The following is a 21,320-nucleotide window of genomic DNA, read 5'->3' on the forward strand; positions in this document are numbered from 1 at the left end:
GAAACGCTTACCTTTTATTTATAATAATTTATCCACTCAAGTTCTGTTTTAGAGCCACTCTGTGGTCGCTTCTTAAAACACTCAAGTATCAAGTCCGACGCTAATGTAACCATTCCAACGAACAGATACTGTGATCAACAACCGCTCAATGGAAACGTTTTCAGTCAAATCTTTAAAGTGAGAGATCGAACAATAAAACACTCGAATTGATAGAGAATATCGCTAATTAAAGTGATCAAAACAGTTCGTAGTGTGAAGTGGCGCATGAGAACGATTACATAATTGCAGTATCACGGTGGGAATACCTACAGCTCTCCAATCTATTAGGGCACATCAAATTGATTAAATAATTCATGACAGCTTATTAAAGGCAATAAAAAACCGCGTAATTTCACCTACGCGGTTCGTCAAATATAAGGCCTATGCTAAAACTTACTCGATACGTTCAAACTTAATCAGCATCGCTGTTTCTGCATCGAGTATTGGCATCGTCAGCCCCACCTCGGCACACCAAGCACCCGATAATTCACAACCAGACTCTGTCCATGGCGGTTGATAATTCACAATATCATCGTAATTTGACGGTTTATCAATCACAGATACCTTGTATAGGCTTTGTGGATCTAGCCCAGGTATGCGCAAATGACCACTCAACGAATTGGTTGGCATCGCCAACTGTGCAACCATCACCACAGCTTCTGACACATCTTCGGAAACTACCGCATGGATTTGATGAGCACTATCGTCCGTTGGAACTCGCCAAGTCCTACCGCTATGCAGTAAAGGACGCAGCATCTTATGTAGCTTAATGTAGTGTTCAAAGCCCTGCTTCTCTTCTTGAACTTCTTTCACAGGGTCTAATTCAATCCCCATATGACCAAACAGTGCTGTTAGGCCACGAAACTCAATACTATGACGACGACGTGTGCTGTGACAGTGGCTCGCGCCAATATGACTTCCCATCACCTCAGGAGGGAAGAAGTAACTCATCCCGCGCTGAATCGTTTGTCTTTCTAAGGCATCGTTATTATCTGAAGCCCAAAAACGTTGCGTACGCTTAAGAACCTCAAAATCGATACGACCACCACCAGCCGCACACGATTCAATATCAACCATAGGGTGCTTCTCTCGGACTTTATCGACCAACTCATAATAACGAGCGGTTTGTTGATGAGCCGCAGCCCTGCCTAGATGCGCAGGTTGTACAACCTCTCGGTTCATATCCCACTTAATGTAAGCAATGTTGAACTTACTTAAGAAGTGATCGAGGCGCTCAAACAGAAAGTCGAACGCTTGTTGATTCTGAAGATCGATAACATATTGATTGCGACCCGTTGGTTGGTCATAGCCGTCTATGGCGAGCAACCATTCTGGATGGGCTCGGTATAAGTCAGAATCCTTATTGATCATCTCAGGTTCGAACCACAATCCAAACTCCATACCCAACTGATTAACGTGTTCAACTATCGGCTCTAAACCATTTGGGTATTTTTCTTCATCTAAGAACCAATCCCCAAGTGCAGCCTTGTCTCCGCAGCGCCCTTTAAACCAGCCATCATCAATGATAAAGCGCTCTACTCCCATATCCGCGGCTTGGCTAGCCATCGACATAATATAATCAGGATCATGGTCAAAATAGATGCCTTCCCATGTATTAAGATGGATAGGTCGAGGCTTTTGTACGAAAGACTCCGGCAAGATGGAACCTCGCACATGGGAGTGGAACTGGTGGCTCATTCCATTTAAGCCTTCCGAACTGAAACTGGCATACAACCAAGGTGTCGTTAAGCTTTCACCTTCATCCAATGCAATCTCGCCCGGTAGATAAATAACTTCCGCTTGCACGTAGCGACGACCGTCTGCTTTTACATCCGCGCGCAATCTATGGTTACCACTCCAAGCGAAGTGGATGCCCCACACATCACCTGCCATTTCATTGAAGTTAGCGGTACCGACAACCATCGCTGGATAATGTTCATGAGATGTTCGTCCGCGACGATTCTCTTGTTGATAGCCCCCTTGCTGTAAGGGTTGACGCACCGTTTGGAACTCATGTACCCAGCGGCCGTAGTACGTCATCAACTCATTAGCTCTTGTTGGTAATGGCAAAGTATTGGCTAGACGGCTCACCTGATAAAGGCCGGCTTTAACGTTGGTTAAGGTGTGACGAGATTTCACAACATCATGTTTATCAAGGCATAACTCGGTTGTTAAACGTAAGCCTGCACGTACATCTTCACTCTCAATGAGTAGGCTAGATGATGTTTGTTGAATATCCGTAATAGAGAAAACAGGCGCCCAGTCCAACCCATCTCGGTGTCCTTCTAATGCCGGACTGCTGAATACACCGCGTCCGAGCTCTGGGCTCAGCGACATAGCGACATCATTATCAAGGCGGCCGTAAGGAACTGGCCTTTGAAGAGAAACACGAAAGTTCGCTAGATCGCCACGAACTGGAACTCCCCAATGCAGAATTTCGGCGAAATCACCAAGTTCAACGATCAGTTGCGAGTCTTTACCCGTAATTTCCACTAGGGATTTATTCGTCATTTTATTTAACCTTAACGCGTTTAATTACCCCGTATCATAATTATTGAGCTGAGAGTTTCTGTGATCAAACCCAAAATCATGAAAACGTTTCCATTAAATATTTTAAGATTAATAGAGTCAAATAATACTCCCCAATTCAAAGATTTATGCCAGGCACCATCTCAACTCATATCAACCTGTGCCCAAAGAATATGGATATTCCACATTAAATAAAGCGCTATAACGTTAAAATAAACAGGAGCTCAAAAACAACTAAACCCTTAAAACTCATTGCGTTATGGTAGAACTACCATTTGAAAATTAGCTCAAACACATTTCCTCTTGAACTCACTACACCACACTCGTATTCTTAACCTTTAGAGTACAACTATGAAGTGTCTCCCTGGGTCCTAACTTTTACATTCCAGCTTGACGGTATAGAACGCAATGCTTGTAGCCTAGCTTCGACATTGAATTTGATACTTGCTTCCTTGTCTCACATGCCCAGTTATCATTGACTGGGCTGCTTTTCCCCGCAAAAATAGCCCCAATCCCTTGCTAACTCTAGCCTTACATCACCATTACCTACATTAGAGCACAACGAGCAACGTCAACTCTAGCGCACGATCTCCCCCTCAACACCTCTGAAATAGAAAACGATTCCACTAAAAACCCACAAAAACCTCTATAAAACCGCCACTACAAGCTCAATAACCAGATCAAAATCACACAAAATAATCACAAACCCATCAATAGCGTAAAAATGCCAACCTCATCATGAAAACGTTTCCATTGTTTATTTACACTCTCACTCGAGTTAGGACTCAAACAGAAAAATATACACCGGTAAAAAATAGAGACACTTCATAAAGCCAGACACTAGCAACAATATTAGGTGTCACTGCAAAAAAAACCGATGACCCAATAGAATTATTACCAATATTGAACATTTTAAGAGTAGGAAGACTATGAAGGCATTTTCAAACATCATCCAAAGACGCGATTGGGAAAACCCACAGTCTGTGAATATCCACTGCCTTAATGCGCACAGCCCATTATCAAGCTACCGCAACCTCAAGCACGCTCGAGACGGCATTGAGTCACAACGCAGATCTCTTAATGGACAATGGAAGTTCAAATACTTTGATGCACCTGAACAAGTTGACGGTGAATTTATCGAAACAAGTTTCAATGACTCACAATGGGACGAGATTACCGTACCATCGAACTGGCAAATGCAAGGCTACGATAAGCCTATCTACGCCAACGTAAAATACCCATTTGAAGTGAACCCACCGTTTGTACCGGCAGAAAACCCAACCGGTTGTTACCGCACTAAAATTACGTTGACTAAGAATGACTTAAAGAACACTCAACGAATTATCTTTGATGGCGTCAATTCCGCCTTTCACCTTTGGTGCAATGGCAATTGGGTTGGTTACAGCCAAGATAGCCGCTTACCTGCCGAATTTGACTTAACTCAGTATCTAACTGTTGGCGATAATACGCTGTCTGTTATGGTGATACGTTGGTGTGATGGTAGCTATTTAGAAGACCAAGATATGTGGTGGCTAAGCGGTATTTTCCGTGACGTGACCTTGCTAGCTAAACCAAAGCAGTGCATTGAAGATGTGTTCGTTACACCGGACTTAGACGCATGCTATCGCGATGGTTCACTGTCTATTATCACCAAGATTACTGCACCAGACACTTACCAAGTTCAGGTTCAACTGTTTGACGGTGAAAATGCAGTGACTGAACCACATATCGATCGTCCTCATAATCGACGAATTGATGAGCGCGGCACCTACGATGATGTGGTATTCCAAACTCTGCATGTTCGAGAGCCAAAGAAATGGAGCGCAGAAGTTCCTAACCTCTACAGAATTGTCGTGTCATTGCTCGATGAACAAGGTAACCACCTAGAAAGTGAAGCTTATCAAGTTGGCTTCCGTAAAATCGAAATGACAGACGGTCAGCTAAAGCTAAACGGCAAACCGCTATTGATTCGCGGCGTAAACCGTCATGAGCATCACCCAGAGTTAGGGCATGTAATGACAGAAGAAGACATGATCCGCGATATCTGCTTAATGAAGCAGTACAACTTCAATGCTGTGCGCACCGCACACTACCCTAACCACCCACGATGGTACGAGCTGTGTGACGAATACGGTTTATACGTGTGTGATGAAGCGAACATCGAGACCCATGGCATGCAGCCTATGAATCGCTTGTCTGCGGATCCACAATGGGCACACGCTTATATGAGTCGTTACACGCAAATGGTCATGCGTGATAAGAACCACCCTTCTATCATCATCTGGTCTTTGGGTAACGAGTCGGGACACGGCAGTAGCCACAATGCGATGTATGCCTGGTCGAAACAGTACGACCCTTCTCGCCCGGTACAATATGAAGGCGGAGGTTCAAATACCACCGCTACCGATATCATTGCGCCAATGTACGCACGCGTTAACAGTACAATCGAAGACGATGCCGTTCCAAAATGGTCTATCAAGAAATGGGTTTCTCTGCCTAACGAGCAACGCCCGCTTATTCTTTGCGAATACGCACACGCAATGGGCAATAGTTTAGGTAGCTTTAATGATTACTGGGATGCATTCAGAGAATACCCTCGCCTACAAGGCGGTTTCATCTGGGACTGGGTTGACCAAGGATTAAGTCAGTGGGATGAAAACGGTGAACACTTCTGGGCCTACGGTGGAGACTTTGGCGACATCATCAACGACCGCCAGTTCTGCATCAACGGTTTGATCTTCCCAGATCGCAGCGTACACCCAACGTTGGAAGAGGCGAAATACTGCCAGAGAATGATCAATGTGACGTTAGCAGAACAAACTGAAGATCAATGCCACTTGAATGTAACCAATGAAAACCTGTTCAGAGCAACCGACAATGAAATCTTACGCTGGCAATTACTCAAAAATGGCATCGTGATTCAATCAGGGCAACAAGTCTTATCCGTTGCTGAAGATAGTAAACAAGAGCTAGTAATTGACCTTGCTTTCACGCCAGAAGCACAAGCCGAATATCATCTAAACACAGATATTACTCTGATTTATTCGACTAAGTGGGCAGAAGAAGGCCATGTTTGTGCAACAGAGCAGTTTGCTTTACGTAACCATGCTGGCTTGCAACTCCCTAGCACTGCAAATGCTTTAGCTCCTCAGTTACATCAGCAAGACAACAAAGTTGTCGTGTCTAGCCTAAATGAAACACATCAATGGCAATGGGATACAGAGAGTGGATCGTTGACCCACTGGATCGTTGATGGGCAACCGCAAGTTATCAAGGCACCTGTCGACAACTTCTATCGTGCGCCGCTTGATAACGATATTGGTATCAGTGAGATAGACAACATCGACCCAAATGCATGGGCTTGTCGTTGGGAACTTGCAGGCATTGGTCAATGGGAACGTCAGTGTACAAGTTGTGTCGTGCAAGCGCTCGCAGACTCAGTACAAGTAACGTCAGTATTCGCCTACCAATTTAATGGCCAAATCCAAGCGATTACAAAATGGCAATACACCTTAAATAACTTAGGTGAAATGAATATCGCGGTTGATGTCACCTTAGCCGATCACTTACCACCGATGCCGCGTATTGGCCTTGAAATGGAGCTGCCTTTACCCATCGAAACAAGCAATGAAACTCCGATTTCATGGCAGGGATTAGGCCCTTTTGAAAACTATCCAGACCGTTTAGCTGCTGCGCGATTCGGTTTACACAAACAGACACTGGATCAGATGCACACGCCGTATATATTCCCAACCGATAGCGGGTTACGTTGCGGAACCAAAAACCTGAATGTTGGAAATATCGGTATCGAAGGCGATTTTTCATTCAGTGTGAGTCAGTACAGCCAGCAACAATTAACGGATGCTAAGCATACCAATGACCTGACTTGTGAAGAGAAAATCTATGTACGCGTTGATCACCAACATATGGGCGTTGGTGGTGATGATTCTTGGAGTCCAAGTGTTCACCAAGAGTTTCAACTCACCGACAATCAATATCGTTATCAGGTTACGCTAACAAGCGCATCGTAAGTAGATTCAGGCCAAGCGCCTTACTCTAAAGCCACTTGGTGCCCTATTACTTTGGGTTACCTGTGATTGCCTTACCTAACTCGACAACAGTTCACACGCCAATGTGACTCAAAAGCCAAGCTCAAATCTAGAGCTTGGCTTTTCATTTTTAAACTGTCGAACACCCCTAAATAACCCTCAAACCCCATCATATTTAGCGTTTAGTGTTTGAATTGCCTAAGTATCCGTTGTTAAATGTCCAACCATCATAATCACACAGCGTTAAATTTAGAATAAGAGAGCGGAATGGCTACCATTAAAGATGTTGCGAAAGAAGCAGGCGTGTCAATTGCGACCACCTCTCGAGTGATCAACAATGCGCCTCACACCAGTGAAACCGCCATTACGGCAGTAAAAGCGGCAATGGAGAAGCTTGGCTATCGCCCAAATGCCAACGCTCGAGCACTGGTCAGCAAGTCTTCAAACGCGATTGGTGTGCTGGTTAATGATGTTTCTGCCCCTTTCTTTGGTTCGATGATCAAAGCCATTGATACCGTGGCAAGTGAACAAGAAAAACAATTGCTGATTGGCAGTGGGTATCATGACGCGACTAAAGAGCGCAATGCGATTAACTTGCTGATCAACAGCCGCTGCGAATCTCTCGTGGTTCATAGCAAAGGCATTAGCGACGAAGAATTGGTTAAGCTAGCGAATGAAGTGCCCGGCTTGGTTCTCATCAACCGAATTGTTCCCGATATCGAAAGCCGTTGTATTGCTCTCGACAACCGCCGCGGTTCTTACATCGCGACGGAATATTTAATCAAAAACGGTCACAAGCACATCGGTTACATCTGCTCGAGTCACAATATTGAAGATGCTCATGATCGCTTAGCGGGTTATTTAGACGCACTGAAAGACAACGGTATTGAGCCTAGTGACGAATACATAGAATACGGCGAGCCTGACGAGTTAGGTGGTGAACAAGCCATGGTTAACCTAATGGCAAAAAACACAGATATCACTGCCATTGCCACGTATAACGACTACATGGCAGCAGGCTGTTTGGCGTTATTACAAGAAAATGGCGTTCGTATTCCAGAAGATATGTCAGTTATTGGGTTTGATGATGGCCACATTGCTCGCTTCATCTACCCTAGATTGACGACCATTCGTTACCCAATTCAAGTCATGGCAAATCAAGCGGTTAAGTTATCTCTTCAACTCGCAAGCGATGAACCGAAGGAACAATCAGAACATAAGTTGTTTATGCCAATACTGGTGCGTAGAGCTTCGGTCCGAAACATTAGTTGATAATACTCGGGGCACTAAAAGCGTAACTTCATAAAACGAACAGTTACTAGGGCTTAGTGTTTTCGATTCCTGACATTTTTTACAACAAAGAAAATAGGATTGATTAGATGAGTTATCATTGAGTTAATCTTATTTTTCATTCCCAGCAAATACCCACCTATACTTAACCTGATCTATCTTAATCAAACGGTTACCCGTTGATTTTTTCACCAAGTGTCTAAATCCCTAGTGATCCTTGGTTGTTATTAGGTGAGCAAAGCAGGATAATATCGGGATCGGAATCTCAAGAATTAATCCATTATGACCGAATACCTTTTGTTGTTGGTTGGCACAGTGCTGGTCAATAACTTTGTGCTAGTGAAGTTTTTAGGACTATGTCCATTTATGGGAGTCTCCAAGAAACTGGAGACTGCGATTGGCATGGGCCTCGCGACGACTTTCGTTCTGACGTTAGCGTCAGTATCTGCATACCTAGTAGAAACCTACATCCTTACCCCTCTGGGTATTGAATACTTGCGTACCATGAGCTTTATCTTGGTTATCGCGGTGGTTGTGCAATTTACGGAAATGGTCGTTCACAAAACCAGCCCAACGCTATATCGCCTATTGGGTATCTTCCTACCCCTTATCACCACCAACTGTGCGGTATTAGGCGTGGCACTCTTGAACATAAATGAAAACCACAACTTCATCCAGTCGATCGTTTATGGTTTCGGCGCGGCGGTAGGTTTCTCTCTTGTTCTGATCCTATTTGCTGCAATGCGTGAACGTATTGCGGTTGCTGATGTTCCAATGCCATTTAAAGGCGCATCGATAGCGATGATCACAGCAGGCCTAATGTCTCTGGCATTCATGGGCTTTACTGGGTTGGTGAAATAAGCATGAGTACCATTTTAATTGCGATCATTGCGCTAGCTGTTTTAGCCGCTGTTTTTGGCGCTATTTTGGGCTTCGCCTCTATTCGCTTCAAAGTAGAAGCCGATCCTATCGTTGATCAAATCGACACCATTTTACCGCAAACCCAATGTGGCCAGTGTGGCTACCCTGGTTGTCGCCCATACGCAGAGGCGATCGCTAACGGAGACAAGATCAACAAATGTCCTCCGGGCGGCCAAGCAACCATTGAGAAGTTAGCAGATTTAATGGGCGTAGAAGTTGAAGACTCCGCTCATGACTTAGATAACAAAGTAAAAACCGTTGCCTTCATTCACGAAGATATGTGTATCGGCTGTACCAAGTGTATTCAAGCCTGCCCTGTTGACGCCATTGTTGGTGGCACCAAGGCGCTGCACACCGTCATCAAAGATGAATGTACAGGCTGTGACCTATGTGTTGCACCTTGCCCAACCGACTGTATCGAAATGATTCCAGTGGCAACAACGACTGAAAATTGGAAATGGCAGATGAACATCATCCCTGTTACTGATATCACTAACCAAGCGACTGATGCGGCTGCGTCAGAGCCTAAAGCATAGGGTTAGTATGATCTCTTTAATTGAACAAATTCGCACCGGATCTATTTGGAACTTCCCTGGCGGCGTGCACCCTGCTGAAAACAAGAAACAGTCAAATACTACTGATATCGTTCATGCAAGGCTTCCAGAAGAAATCGTTCTTCCTGTGAAACAGCACATCGGTAAGCCGGGTAACCTATTAGTTGCTGCTGGCGACGCTGTGTTAAAAGGTCAGCAGCTTACTGCCTTAGATACGGGTTTTACATTACCTGTACACGCACCAACATCGGGGATGATTACCGCTATCGAACCGCGAACCACCGCTCACCCTTCAGGCTTGAGCGAAATGTGCGTGGTTATTAAACCTGATGGCTTAGACACTTGGATTGAAAAAAATCCGGTTGAAGATTTTTCGACAAAGACTTCTGACGAACTGCTTGACGTTATTCGCCAAGCTGGTATTTCAGGCATGGGCGGCGCAGGCTTCCCTACGGCTAAGAAGCTTCAATCCGGCCTAGGTCGTACCGACATTTTGATCGTCAATGCTGCGGAATGTGAACCTTACATCACCTCTGATGACAAGTTGCTTCAAGAACATGCCGACGAAGTATTAAAAGGCATCGAAGTGGTTGAACACATTCTTCAACCAAAGCTGACGGTTATCGGCATTGAAGACAACAAACCAGACGCGATAAAAGCACTTGAGATTGCAGCGAAAGACAAAGATATCGTCATTCGTGTTATCCCAACTAAATACCCTTCTGGTGGTGAGAAACAGCTGATCAAGATCCTTACTAATAAAGAGGTTCCGGCTGGCGGCATCCCTGCAGACATTGGCGTTTTGGTTCAGAATGTCGGCTCTCTTTACTCGATTAAGCGAGCGGTAATTGACGGCGAACCTGTGGTTAACCGCGTTGTGACATTAACCGGTAAAACCTTTAAGCAACCTCGTAACGTTTGGGCGCTATTAGGAACACCTGTACGCGAGTTACTTGAAGAGTTTGGCTACAAAGCCGATAAAAAACTGCCGCGTTTGATTTTGGGCGGCCCTATGATGGGCTTTACCTTGCCACACGCCAATGTGCCAATTACTAAAACGTCGAACTGTATTTTAGCGCCAACGCGTCGTGAGATCTCACCAAGCACTTACGAGATGGAATGTATTCGTTGCAGCGCGTGTGCTGAAGCTTGCCCTGCGTCACTACTTCCTCAACAGCTGCAATGGCATGCGAAAGCCAACGAGTTAGATAAGTGTGAAGAGCTGAATATTAAAGACTGTATTGAATGTGGTGCTTGTGCGTTTGTCTGCCCAAGTGAAATCCCTCTTGTTCAGTACTACCGCCAAGCAAAAGCTGAAATCAAAACTCGAAAAGATGAAGCCGCTGCTGCAGAGCGCGCCAAGATTCGCTTTGAAGAGAAGAACGCTCGTATGGAGCGCGACAAAGCCGAGCGTGAAAACCGCTTTAAGAAAGCCGCAGATAACCGCCGTAAAGATATGAAAACATCTGGCGGCGATGATGCTATTGCTGCTGCGATTGCTCGTGTTAAAGCACAAAAAGCTGCTGCGGATCAGGCTCCGAATGAAGAGCCAGCAGTGAAACCTGCGGTTGCTGCCGCTATTGCGAAAGCAAAAGCGAAACAAGCTGCGGCTCAGAAAGCGGATGGAGCTGAACCAGACAACTCTGAAATGTCGAAATTGCGTGAAGAGCGTAAACGACAAGCGAGAGAGCGCAAGGCACAACAAGCAGCAACTGATACTCCTGCAGAAAGCTCAGGTGATGGCAAGAAAGATGCTGTCGCTGCGGCCATTGCGCGCGCTAAAGCGAAGAAAGCTCAGCAAGCGGAATCAGCTACTGAGGCTCCGGCTGAAAGTACTGGTGATGCTAAGAAAGATGCAGTTGCTGCAGCCATTGCGCGCGCTAAAGCGAAGAAAGCTCAGCAAGCGGAATCTGCTTCTGACGCTCCTGCTGAAAACTCTGGTGACGCTAAGAAAGACGCCGTTGCTGCGGCCATTGCTCGTGCTAAAGCCAAGAAAGCTCAACAAGCCGAATCAGCTTCTGAAACTCCAACTGAAAGTACTGGCGACGCTAAGAAAGACGCGGTCGCTGCTGCTATAGCCCGCGCTAAGGCCAAGAAAGCACAGCAAGCAGAATCAGCTTCTGAAACTCCTGCTGAAAACTCTGGTGACGCTAAGAAAGACGCCGTTGCTGCGGCCATTGCTCGTGCTAAAGCCAAGAAAGCTCAACAAGGCGAATCAGCTTCTGAAACTCCAACTGAAAGTACTGGCGACGCTAAGAAAGATGCCGTAGCTGCGGCCATTGCTCGCGCTAAGGCCAAGAAAGCACAGCAAGCAGAATCAGCTTCTGAAACTCCGGTTGAAAAATCAGGCGACGCTAAGAAAGATGCCGTCGCTGCGGCCATTGCTCGCGCTAAGGCGAAGAAAGCACAGCAAACTAAACAGGCTGAGACAGTAGAAGCTCCTGAGCCAGTGCTCGAAGTGGTAGCTGAAACTCAACCAGAAGCTGTCGATCCTAAGAAAGCTGCAGTTGCTGCCGCTATCGCACGTGCTAAAGCGAAAAAAGCCCAGCAAGTTAACCAGGTCGAAGTTGAAGAAATCGTACCTGAACCTGCAACTGAAATTAAAGCAGATGCTCAATCAGAACCCGTCGATCCTAAGAAAGCAGCCGTTGCTGCCGCAATTGCTCGTGCTAAAGCAAGAAAAGCGCAGCAAGAGCAAGATAAAAAGAACAATGAGGAGAAAGAGTAGTGGCCTTCTTTATCGCCAGCTCACCGCACGCACACAGTCGTAGAAGCACCCCAGATCTCATGAAATGGGTCGCTATTTGTGCATTGCCAGGTCTACTAGCTCAAACCTACTTCTTCGGATGGGGTACGCTCATCCAGTTAGTATTTGCTATCGCACTTGCGGTTACCTTTGAAGCGGCAGTCATGCTGTTAAGAAAACGCCCGCCAGTGATGGCATTACGTGATTACAGCGCTGTTGTTACTGCTTGGCTGCTGAGTGTCGCGATTCCTCCGCACTCACCATGGTGGATTCTAGTGATAGGCATGTTCTTCGCGATTATTATTGCGAAGCACCTATACGGCGGCCTTGGGCAAAACCCATTTAACCCAGCGATGGTCGCTTACGTTGTTTTGCTGATCTCATTCCCAGTTCAGATGACCAGTTGGAATGCACCAGCTAGCTTAACGGCTGAAGCAACAAGCTTTGTTGACTCATTCTTGATGATCTTTACAGGTTTCAATAATGAAGGATTATCTCTACAGCAAGCTCGTTTAGGTATTGATGGCACCACAATGGCGACGCCACTCGATGCCTTCAAAACCGCACTAACGGCAGGCAACACGGCTTCTGAAGCTCTGTCTCAACCTCAATTTAGCTGGTTAGCTGGCGTGGGTTGGGAATGGGTAAACCTTGCTTATCTTATTGGTGGCTTGGTGCTTATCAAGCAACGCGTGATTCAATGGCATATCCCAGTAGCGTTTCTGGGCAGCTTGACCCTATTTAGCCTAGTGTTCTTGATGTTTACTCCCGGTGAGACCGCATCACCGACCATTCATCTATTGTCTGGTGCGACTATGCTCGGCGCATTTTTCATTGCGACCGATCCAGTTTCAGCATCAACAACAGTGAAAGGTCGCTTAGTGTTTGGTGCTCTGATCGGTGGTTTAGTATTTATCATCCGCAGTTGGGGTGGCTTCCCTGATGGCGTGGCGTTTGCTGTATTATTAGCCAATATGTGTGTTCCACTGATTGACTACTACACCAAACCTCGTACATACGGCCACTAAGGGAGCGGATACCATGCTAAATGCAATTAAGAAAAACGGCCTTGTACTCGCGATTTTTGCGTGTGCTTCGACAGGTTTGGTCGCGGTAACTCACTACCTGACCAAAGATCAGATCAAACAACAAGAACAAGCTCAGTTACTGTCTGTTCTTAACCAAGTGATCCCACACGATCTTCACGACAACGAACTGTTTTCGTCTTGTACTTTGGTTCAAGCAGAAGAGCTTGGAACTGAACAAGCGATGCCAGCTTACATCGCTAAACTTAATGGTGAACCAAGCGCGATTGCGATCGAAGCGATTGCACCAGATGGCTACAATGGCGCGATTAAAGTGATTGTTGGAATGAATATCGACGGTACTATTTTAGGTACTCGCGTGCTTTCTCACCAAGAAACTCCAGGTTTGGGTGATAAGATTGATCTACGTGTGAGTGATTGGATTCTTTCGTTTACAGGTAAACAAGTAACGGATTCTAATCTTGACCGTTGGAAGGTTCGTAAAGACGGTGGTGACTTCGACCAGTTTACTGGCGCGACCATTACTCCTAGAGCGGTCGTGAAATCTGTCAAACAAGCGGTTCAGTACGTTAACCAAAACAACCAAGCATTGCTTGCTCAACCTCTAAATTGTGGTGGTGAATAATGAGTGACCATAAAACACTGATCAAAAATGGCATGTGGGCCAATAACCCCGCCCTAGTGCAACTTCTTGGGTTATGTCCACTGCTGGCTGTATCGTCAACAGTCACTAACGCGCTTGGGCTCGGCATTGCTACCTTACTTGTACTGGTCGGCTCAAACGTTTCTGTTTCTTTGGTTCGTAACCATGTGCCAAAAGAAGTGCGTATCCCAGTATTCGTAATGATCATTGCATCGCTAGTAACGTGTGTTCAACTACTGATGAACGCATACGCCTATGGGCTTTACCTATCTTTGGGTATATTTATCCCGCTGATCGTAACCAACTGCATAATCATCGGTCGTGCAGAGGCCTTCGCTTCAAAAAATGAAGTGCTACCAGCGGCTCAAGATGGTTTTTGGATGGGTCTAGGCATGACATCAGTATTGGTTGTGTTAGGTGCGATGCGTGAGATTATTGGTAACGGAACCCTATTTGATGGCGCAGACCTGCTCCTAGGTGATTGGGCTTCGGTGCTGCGAATCCAGATATTCCAATTTGATAACAGCTTCTTGTTAGCCCTGCTTCCACCGGGTGCCTTTATTGGTGTTGGTTTCTTAATTGCTTTGAAAAACATCATTGATAACCAAGCAAAATCTAGACAGCCTAAACAAGAAAAACCAGTCATTGAACGCGCTCGCGTTACCAATGCTTAATAAGTTACAGTAGCTTAATACCTGCTGAGTAGCTCAACCGCTCAGCAGCTAATTTGATTGACCAAGTACAAATAATAATGACGCTCATAAGAGCGCGTAACCGATGATAAAGCATGAGCCTTTTGGGATACTTTGAATACCGAAGCTCAAGCCCTAACTATTTGAAAGTAATGTCGCTATGAACAATGTAAAACGAGTAGAAATACTTGAGCGTTTAAGAGAAAACAATCCAAAGCCAGAGACTGAGCTTAACTGGAACAGCCCATTCGAACTGCTTATTGCGGTTCTATTGTCTGCACAAGCAACCGATGTCAGCGTGAACAAGGCGACGGATAAGCTGTACCCTGTAGCCAATACTCCGCAAGCAATTTACGACCTAGGTGTTGATGGCCTGAAAGAGTACATCAAGACTATCGGTCTGTTTAATTCGAAAGCAGAGAACACCATTAAGACGTGTCGCATGCTGCTTGATCTTCATAATGGTGAAGTGCCAGAAGATCGCGCTGCACTGGAGGCTCTTCCTGGCGTTGGCCGCAAGACTGCCAACGTAGTATTGAACACCGCTTTCGGTTGGCCAACCATTGCCGTTGATACACACATCTATCGTGTATCGAACCGCACTAAGCTAGCCATGGGCAAAACGGTCGACGATGTTGAAGCTAAACTGCTCAAAGTCATTCCAAAAGAATTCAAACTGGATGTCCACCACTGGCTCATTCTTCATGGACGTTACACCTGCGTCGCACGTAAACCACGCTGTGGCAGCTGTATTATTGAAGACCTATGTGAGTTCAAAGAGAAGACGGACGTCTAGGTTCATAACAGAGAGCTCGCAAGCCTACTGGCTAAGCAGCACTGTCGCACTTTTCTAGCGGCATTAAGCAAGAATTACAAAAACGTATACATAGTTAAAGCTAGGAGCAAATCATGTCAAACGGTCGTATTTTACACACCATGCTACGCGTTGGTGATCTAGATAAGTCTATCGAGTTCTACACAAAAGTAATGGGCATGCAGCTATTACGTAAGAACGAAAACAAAGAGTACGAATACACACTGGCTTTCGTTGGCTTTGGCGACGAATCTCAAGGCGCAGTGATTGAACTGACTTACAACTGGGGCACCACGGAATATGACCTTGGCTCTGCGTTTGGCCACGTTGCTATCGGTGTTGATGACATCTACACAACATGTGACGCGATCAAAGCAGCAGGCGGTAACGTGACTCGTGAAGCAGGCCCAGTAAAAGGCGGCTCTACGCACATCGCATTCGTTAAAGATCCTGACGGCTACATGATTGAGCTGATTCAGAACAAACAAGCAAGCGCCGGTCTAGAAGGTTAACCCCTTAACCTCTTTGCGAAATTCGGCTTGAATGCCTGATGAAATGAAAAAAAGAAGCGAGCACTGTGCTCGCTTCTTTTTTATCACTCTCCCCCATAATCGATATTCTTTACCAATTATTATTAACAATCTCACTGATGAAACTTTACATGATAATGATTATCATTTAAATTAACCACCTATTGATTAGTGAGGTAATACAATGATTAGCGAATGGGAAAAACACACGTTACTTGCCGATACTGCATTGCAGCTCGACGATCCTGTACGAAGTATTCTTCATTATCAGCAGGCTTTGAACTTAAGTGAAGAAATTACGGAACGCACCGATATTCAAGCCGATGAACGCTTATTGATCTCGGTAATTTCTTGCCACAACCTTGCTCAATTCTGGCGTTGGGCTGGCGATACTGAATACGAGCTTAAATACCTTCAACTGGCTTCCGAAAAGGTACTCACACTGATCCCTCAGTGCCCTAACACGCAATGTTCTAGCTTTATCGATTCTATTGGTTGCTGTAAGAAAGCGCTGATCGATTTCATGAAACGCCACCCAAACCCTAAAATTGCCTCTATGGTGGAAAAGATCGATACCGCGACCAACTGTGAGATGATTACTCGTTTCCGCCTGAACTAAGCAAGTTTCTTTCGCAGACGCAACGTATAGTTTGTTGATTCAGATATAAAAAGCCCGTCATGACGACGGGCTTTCTAATTTGAGCTTTAAATTTTATTGGAGCTAAACCTGCGTTCTACCTAAAGAGATCACAACGCGTCGGTTCTTGTCTTTACCAATTGGCGAGTTATTGTCTGCAATAGGGCGACGTTTACCATAGCCTTGTACTTGAATACGATCTTCTGGCAGGCCTAGAGATTTGAAGTACTCTCTTAACGATTCCGCTCTACGCTCTGAAAGGTTTTGGCTAATGCCTTTGCTGTCGACAGAGTCGGTGTACGTTGCCACCAGCACAAGGTCGATGTCTTGATTATAGCGAACGTAATCGGCGATCTGGCTCAGCCTTTTGCGCGACGACTTGTTCAATTGATCGCTGTTGCGGTCGTAATGCAAAATAGTGAAAGAGATATCTTCAAAGCTGTAAGGCAGCAGGTTAGCAACACAATCACTGAACACATTGTATTTTTCTTGGAACAACACCGATGACAACGACACTTCGATACGTTGATCTCGGCTCTGCCACTCTTGGTAGCTGAATGTCGGATAACGCCCTTTCTCCAACTCACTCAAGATGCCCCAAGCTGTTTGACCGCCGACATAGCCGTCAAATTGCTGGAAGAACTTAATGGTTGTCATGCGATCAGCACTTTCACCCGGACGCCAAGGTGGCGGCATAGAAATCAAGCTTACATTGCGTGTCGCACCCATTGGGCGGCGCATTTTAAGCTCAAAGTCCAAAATGATTTTTTTACTCGCGCGAGATGAGAACTCAGCATCACCAAAGTTTGGAATTGGGTGAACCAAGCGACATTCTAGTGGCGTGTTGGCCACCATCTCCCACTTCGACTGTTGAGGAGATGCTCCGTAACGCTTTTCTTGTGCCATGACCGATGACGACACAAGTAGCGAAAATAGCATTGAACCTGTTATGAGTTGTTTCTTCATAAAGTGGAGTATCTCTTAAGCAATTCGTTTAACAATGCAGCCAATTGCCGCATTTTTCTCTCACGTTTAAATATGCAATTATCAAGCCGCAATGGGTTAGGTAATTTGTGATTTATTGCCCTTCCCTAGTTTTTATCACTGCTATTATCTGCAATAATGCAGCCTTAATCACACTTATTTGGGCTAACATGACTGTAGAAAACGAAGCTCTGACCCTAAAAAAACGCTTTCGCGGCTATTTTCCAGTGGTCATCGACGTGGAAACCGCAGGGTTTAACGCTGAAACCGATGCATTATTAGAAATCTGTGCCATTACATTAAAAATGGATGAGAACGGAGATCTGCACCCTGCATCAACGCTTCATTTTCACATTGAGCCTTTTGAAGGCGCAAATATAGAGCAGGCAGCATTAGACTTTAACGGAATTAAAGACCCATTTAGCCCATTACGTGGTGCTGTGTCGGAACAAGAAGCCCTTAAAGAAATCTACAAGCTAGTGAGAAAAGAACAAAAAGCTTCAGATTGCAGTCGCGCAATCATGGTTGCTCACAACGCTACATTCGATTTGAACTTCGTTAATGCGGCAAGTGAGCGCTGTAAGCTTAAACGCGTCCCTTTCCATCCATTTGCTACTTTTGACACTGCAGCTCTTAGTGGTCTTGCCTACGGTCAAACCGTTTTGGCTAAAGCTTGCCGCACTGCAGGGATGGAATTTGACAACAAAGAAGCACACTCTGCTTTGTATGATACGCAAAAAACCACAGAGTTATTTTGCGGCATTGTAAACAAATGGAAAGCCCTTGGTGGTTGGCCTCTTGTTGACGAAGAATAAAAAATAGAGTCGGTAAACGTTCACTCGTATTGCCTTCATAAAAAACACAACATCCCGAGAATAATATGAATCCTGTTGTAATTTCAGTTTGCATCATGCTTGTTTTAGCTTTGATGCGCGTAAACGTAGTCGTTGCTCTCACGTTCAGCGCAATTATCGGTGGCGTAGCCTCTGGTATGGGCTTGAACGATGCAGTCGCGGCTTTCGAAAGTGGATTAGGTGGCGGTGCAACTATCGCACTTAGCTACGCTATGCTTGGTACATTCGCTGTTGCTATCTCACGTTCTGGTATCACAGATCTCCTTGCTCAAAGTGTTATCAAACGCATTCACGGCAAAGAGAACAGTGCAGCATCGACTGGTCTTAAATACGGCATCCTTGCGTCGTTGATCTTAGTGACCATGTCTTCGCAAAACGTGATTCCTGTACATATCGCCTTCATCCCAATCTTAATCCCACCTCTACTAGGCGTATTCGCAAAAATGAACCTAGACCGTCGTCTAGTTGCGTGTGTGCTTACTTTTGGTCTGATTACGCCTTACATGGTGTTACCGATCGGTTTTGGTGGCATCTTCCTAAACAACATCCTGCTTAAAAACCTTCACGACAACGGTCTTGAAAGCGTAGTAGCAAGCCAAGTTCCAATGGCGATGTTGCTACCAGCTGCGGGTATGATCTTCGGCTTGCTAACGGCAGTATTCTTTACTTACCGTAAGCCTCGTCAATACAAAGAAACCTCTCACACTGTTGTTTCAACAGAAGTGAAAGAGATCAACAAGAAGCACATCCTAGTTGCAGCGGCGGGTATCGTAGCAGCGCTAACAGTTCAACTATCGACGGGCTCTATGATCATCGGTGCTCTAGCGGGCTTCATGGTATTTACCTTCGGTGGCGTCATTGCTTGGAAAGAGACACAAGATGTCTTCACCAAGGGCGTTCACATGATGGCAATGATCGGTTTCATCATGATTGCAGCGGCAGGTTTCGCGGCAGTTATGAAGCAAACAGGTGGCGTTGAATCTCTGGTTGAAGCACTTTCAACAAGCATCGGCGACAACAAGCCTCTAGCTGCGCTACTTATGCTAGTGGTTGGTCTACTAGTAACGATGGGTATCGGTTCTTCTTTCTCTACGATTCCAATCCTTGCGACTATCTACGTTCCACTAGCGGCAGCCTTTGGTTTCTCGCCAATGGCAACGATCGCTCTAGTAGGTACAGCAGCAGCACTTGGTGATGCGGGCTCTCCGGCTTCTGACTCAACATTAGGTCCAACGTCTGGTCTAAATGCTGATGGTCAACACGAGCACGTTTGGGAAACTGTAGTTCCAACATTCCTGCACTACAACATCCCACTGATCGTATTCGGTTGGATTGCAGCCATGGTTCTGTAATTAGATTCTGTAGTTAAAGAGTCCTACGCTGACTTATATAAAGACCGCCCTGTGCGGTCTTTTTTTCTCTGGGATTCATTCCACTCTTCCTTCCTATCTTTTCAAACAAGCTAACCTTCTGAACCAAAATCACTTTCTATACATTACCCCGTGCACACTGATATGCAACTTATGGCTATTCATCAAATTCACTTCTACACTTAAGTGTTTAATAAATAAGCCGCCAATTCATAGAAAAAGCGGCAAAGCTCAATACGTCAGAAGGCTACTATATGGATATACTCGCCCGTTCGCGCTATCTCATCATTGATGACAGCAGTGTGATTCAAAGTGCAACACGCGCACTGCTTATCAAGTTAGGCGTACCAAATAACAATGTAATTAGTGCTTCCAATGCACAAAATGCGATTGGGGCTTGCCGCACACATCGGTTCGATATCTTATTGATTGACCACGATTTAGGCTCAGGAAGTAATGGCTTACAACTGCTTGAATTTTTGCAGCAAAAAGAATTGATCAAGCCACAAACGATTGTCTTTATCGTCACTGGTAATGACAGCCAAGATACCTTCTTTGGTTATGCTAATTTCGAGCCTGATGGTTACCTGATTAAACCAATACGTGCCGATGACATAATAAAAAGAGTTACGTCGGCACTCTCTCGACAACAATACTTTTCAATATTAGAGCAGGCCTATCTCAAGAACGGACTCAACGCGGTAAAGCCACTCTTTGGACAAGCACCTGACCCGTCGACATTGAAAGATGCCATTATCTATATGGCGAATATTCTGATAAAAAACCAACACCTCGATGAAGCACAAGCCATGTTGAATGGACTGTTGCAGCTTCATGATTACCAGCCTGCAAAGATCAAGCTCGTTGAAATCCATATCGCCAAACATCATTATCACGACGCCCTCAGTCAAATAGATGGCCTGATTGAAGACAACCCTCGCAATATCAAGCTACAACAGCTTAAGGTTAAGATTTGCTTAAATACCAGCGACTTCGAGTCAGCCAACACTCTCATTGAGCAAGTGCTCACCGTCAATGGCAGCAACATCGAACTGACCAACACCATGGTTTGGCTTCAACTGCTCGATAACAATGTCGAACAAGCGACTCTGTACCTCAAATCGCTAGCCCAATTACTCCCCCATTCGATTTGGGATTCAGCAGGTAAGCGAGCACTTATCTTGTGGGTAGACAGTTTAACCCTCTCTCAAAAAGAGTTAGCAATCTGGAAGCCAGAAGCAGCTTGGCAAAGGCTCTCTCACTCCGAAAAATCGCATACGCTCAATAAACCACTATTGAAGCTTTGCCGTACTTTGCAGCTCATTCAACTCGATCAACAAGAGGTTGCAAAAGAGCGTATCGAGAGCATTTCGATGAATGAGTTCTCAGACAATGATGTCGAAGCCTTCTTCTTATTGGCATTGTGTTATCAAGCCTTAGGTCTACACGACAAACTCGAACAAATTAAACGTCAAATTGAGGTTTATCTTAAAGCCGACCACACCAGCCTCGCCCTTTTGCAACGCATGGCTTTGCAGCAAGCAGACAATTTTGCATTACCCACACTAACCAAAGCCCCGCTAGCCGCCGTTAGTTGAGCATGCCGTCAAACCCAAATGAGT

Annotated in this window: 16 protein-coding genes; 14 read left to right on the forward strand and 2 right to left on the reverse strand. The window is 45.4% G+C overall.

Going from position 1 to position 21,320, the window contains the following annotated elements; all coding sequences use genetic code 11:
• Window positions 1–432: 432 nt before the first annotated feature.
• Entirely contained in the window at window positions 433–2,550 is a 2,118-nt protein-coding gene (locus ATB74_RS11230) for an alpha-galactosidase (RefSeq protein ID WP_061018539.1), read from the reverse strand.
• Window positions 2,551–3,497: 947 nt separating this feature from the next.
• On the opposite strand from ATB74_RS11230, the gene ATB74_RS11235 reads away from it, so the two are divergent.
• The 11 genes from ATB74_RS11235 to ATB74_RS11285 all read left to right on the forward strand — a co-directional run bounded on the left by ATB74_RS11235 (window position 3,498) and on the right by ATB74_RS11285 (window position 16,472).
• Entirely contained in the window at window positions 3,498–6,599 is a 3,102-nt protein-coding gene (locus ATB74_RS11235; RefSeq protein ID WP_061018541.1) for a beta-galactosidase, read from the forward strand.
• Between the two features lie 285 nt (window positions 6,600–6,884).
• Window positions 6,885–7,889, forward strand: coding sequence for a substrate-binding domain-containing protein (locus ATB74_RS11240; protein ID WP_060982284.1), 1,005 nt, complete (start codon window positions 6,885–6,887; stop codon window positions 7,887–7,889).
• Window positions 7,890–8,189: 300 nt separating this feature from the next.
• Window positions 8,190–8,768: an electron transport complex subunit RsxA gene (gene rsxA, locus ATB74_RS11245; protein WP_004737335.1), complete on the forward strand. Its 579-nt coding sequence runs from the start codon at window positions 8,190–8,192 to the stop codon at window positions 8,766–8,768.
• Between the two features lie 2 nt (window positions 8,769–8,770).
• Window positions 8,771–9,364 carry an electron transport complex subunit RsxB gene (rsxB, locus tag ATB74_RS11250; RefSeq protein ID WP_048611571.1) on the forward strand — a complete coding sequence of 198 codons (594 nt, stop codon included), beginning with the start codon at window positions 8,771–8,773 and terminating at the stop codon, window positions 9,362–9,364.
• A gap of 7 nt (window positions 9,365–9,371) precedes the next feature.
• Window positions 9,372–12,110 (forward strand): electron transport complex subunit RsxC, encoded by a 2,739-nt coding sequence (rsxC, locus tag ATB74_RS11255; protein WP_061018543.1) that lies wholly within the window; start codon window positions 9,372–9,374, stop codon window positions 12,108–12,110.
• A complete protein-coding gene (gene rsxD, locus ATB74_RS11260) occupies window positions 12,110–13,156 on the forward strand; it encodes an electron transport complex subunit RsxD (protein ID WP_061018545.1) in 1,047 nt (348 codons plus the stop codon). Before rsxC ends, rsxD begins: the two co-directional genes overlap by 1 nt.
• A gap of 13 nt (window positions 13,157–13,169) precedes the next feature.
• A complete protein-coding gene (gene rsxG / locus ATB74_RS11265) occupies window positions 13,170–13,799 on the forward strand; it encodes an electron transport complex subunit RsxG (RefSeq protein WP_061018547.1) in 630 nt (209 codons plus the stop codon).
• Complete coding sequence (locus ATB74_RS11270; protein WP_012603531.1) at window positions 13,799–14,491, forward strand: electron transport complex subunit E; 693 nt, start codon at window positions 13,799–13,801, stop codon at window positions 14,489–14,491. The genes rsxG and ATB74_RS11270 overlap by 1 nt, the downstream gene beginning before the upstream one ends.
• 178 nt (window positions 14,492–14,669) lie before the next feature.
• Complete coding sequence (nth, locus tag ATB74_RS11275) at window positions 14,670–15,305, forward strand: endonuclease III (RefSeq protein ID WP_060982280.1); 636 nt, start codon at window positions 14,670–14,672, stop codon at window positions 15,303–15,305.
• Window positions 15,306–15,418: 113 nt separating this feature from the next.
• Entirely contained in the window at window positions 15,419–15,835 is a 417-nt protein-coding gene (gene gloA, locus ATB74_RS11280; protein ID WP_019822356.1) for a lactoylglutathione lyase, read from the forward strand.
• Between the two features lie 202 nt (window positions 15,836–16,037).
• Window positions 16,038–16,472: a DUF2753 domain-containing protein gene (locus tag ATB74_RS11285; RefSeq protein ID WP_061018549.1), complete on the forward strand. Its 435-nt coding sequence runs from the start codon at window positions 16,038–16,040 to the stop codon at window positions 16,470–16,472.
• A 102-nt stretch (window positions 16,473–16,574) separates the two neighbouring features.
• On the opposite strand, the gene motY is transcribed toward ATB74_RS11285, so the two are convergent.
• Window positions 16,575–17,456: a flagellar protein MotY gene (gene motY, locus ATB74_RS11290; RefSeq protein WP_060982279.1), complete on the reverse strand. Its 882-nt coding sequence runs from the start codon at window positions 17,454–17,456 to the stop codon at window positions 16,575–16,577.
• A 188-nt stretch (window positions 17,457–17,644) separates the two neighbouring features.
• Here motY and rnt point away from each other — a divergent pair, with 188 nt between their 5' ends.
• The 3 genes from rnt (at window position 17,645) to ATB74_RS11305 (ending at window position 21,296) form a co-directional block, all read left to right on the forward strand.
• Window positions 17,645–18,289: a ribonuclease T gene (rnt, locus tag ATB74_RS11295; RefSeq protein ID WP_017061178.1), complete on the forward strand. Its 645-nt coding sequence runs from the start codon at window positions 17,645–17,647 to the stop codon at window positions 18,287–18,289.
• A gap of 65 nt (window positions 18,290–18,354) precedes the next feature.
• Window positions 18,355–19,680, forward strand: coding sequence for a Na+/H+ antiporter family protein (locus ATB74_RS11300; protein ID WP_061018551.1), 1,326 nt, complete (start codon window positions 18,355–18,357; stop codon window positions 19,678–19,680).
• Window positions 19,681–19,952: 272 nt separating this feature from the next.
• Window positions 19,953–21,296, forward strand: coding sequence for a response regulator (locus tag ATB74_RS11305; protein ID WP_060982278.1), 1,344 nt, complete (start codon window positions 19,953–19,955; stop codon window positions 21,294–21,296).
• The last annotated feature ends 24 nt before the right edge of the window (window positions 21,297–21,320 follow it).

The sequence above is a fragment of the Vibrio splendidus genome (assembly GCF_001557875.1).
Classification (GTDB): Bacteria; Pseudomonadota; Gammaproteobacteria; order Enterobacterales; family Vibrionaceae; genus Vibrio; species Vibrio splendidus_F.

Excerpts from the sequence above, each read along its gene's own strand:
- ATB74_RS11230 (WP_061018539.1), bottom strand. The coding sequence starts at position 2,550 with ATGACGAATAAATCCCTAGTGGAAATTACGGGTAAAGACTCGCAACTG.
- rsxC (WP_061018543.1), top strand. The coding sequence starts at position 9,372 with ATGATCTCTTTAATTGAACAAATTCGCACCGGATCTATTTGGAACTTC.
- gloA (WP_019822356.1), top strand. The coding sequence starts at position 15,419 with ATGTCAAACGGTCGTATTTTACACACCATGCTACGCGTTGGTGATCTA.
- ATB74_RS11305 (WP_060982278.1), top strand. The coding sequence starts at position 19,953 with ATGGATATACTCGCCCGTTCGCGCTATCTCATCATTGATGACAGCAGT.
- rnt (WP_017061178.1), top strand. The coding sequence starts at position 17,645 with ATGACTGTAGAAAACGAAGCTCTGACCCTAAAAAAACGCTTTCGCGGC.
- nth (WP_060982280.1), top strand. The coding sequence starts at position 14,670 with ATGAACAATGTAAAACGAGTAGAAATACTTGAGCGTTTAAGAGAAAAC.
- ATB74_RS11285 (WP_061018549.1), top strand. The coding sequence starts at position 16,038 with ATGATTAGCGAATGGGAAAAACACACGTTACTTGCCGATACTGCATTG.
- ATB74_RS11300 (WP_061018551.1), top strand. The coding sequence starts at position 18,355 with ATGAATCCTGTTGTAATTTCAGTTTGCATCATGCTTGTTTTAGCTTTG.
- ATB74_RS11270 (WP_012603531.1), top strand. The coding sequence starts at position 13,799 with ATGAGTGACCATAAAACACTGATCAAAAATGGCATGTGGGCCAATAAC.
- rsxB (WP_048611571.1), top strand. The coding sequence starts at position 8,771 with ATGAGTACCATTTTAATTGCGATCATTGCGCTAGCTGTTTTAGCCGCT.
- rsxA (WP_004737335.1), top strand. The coding sequence starts at position 8,190 with ATGACCGAATACCTTTTGTTGTTGGTTGGCACAGTGCTGGTCAATAAC.
- ATB74_RS11240 (WP_060982284.1), top strand. The coding sequence starts at position 6,885 with ATGGCTACCATTAAAGATGTTGCGAAAGAAGCAGGCGTGTCAATTGCG.
- ATB74_RS11235 (WP_061018541.1), top strand. The coding sequence starts at position 3,498 with ATGAAGGCATTTTCAAACATCATCCAAAGACGCGATTGGGAAAACCCA.
- motY (WP_060982279.1), bottom strand. The coding sequence starts at position 17,456 with ATGAAGAAACAACTCATAACAGGTTCAATGCTATTTTCGCTACTTGTG.
- rsxG (WP_061018547.1), top strand. The coding sequence starts at position 13,170 with ATGCTAAATGCAATTAAGAAAAACGGCCTTGTACTCGCGATTTTTGCG.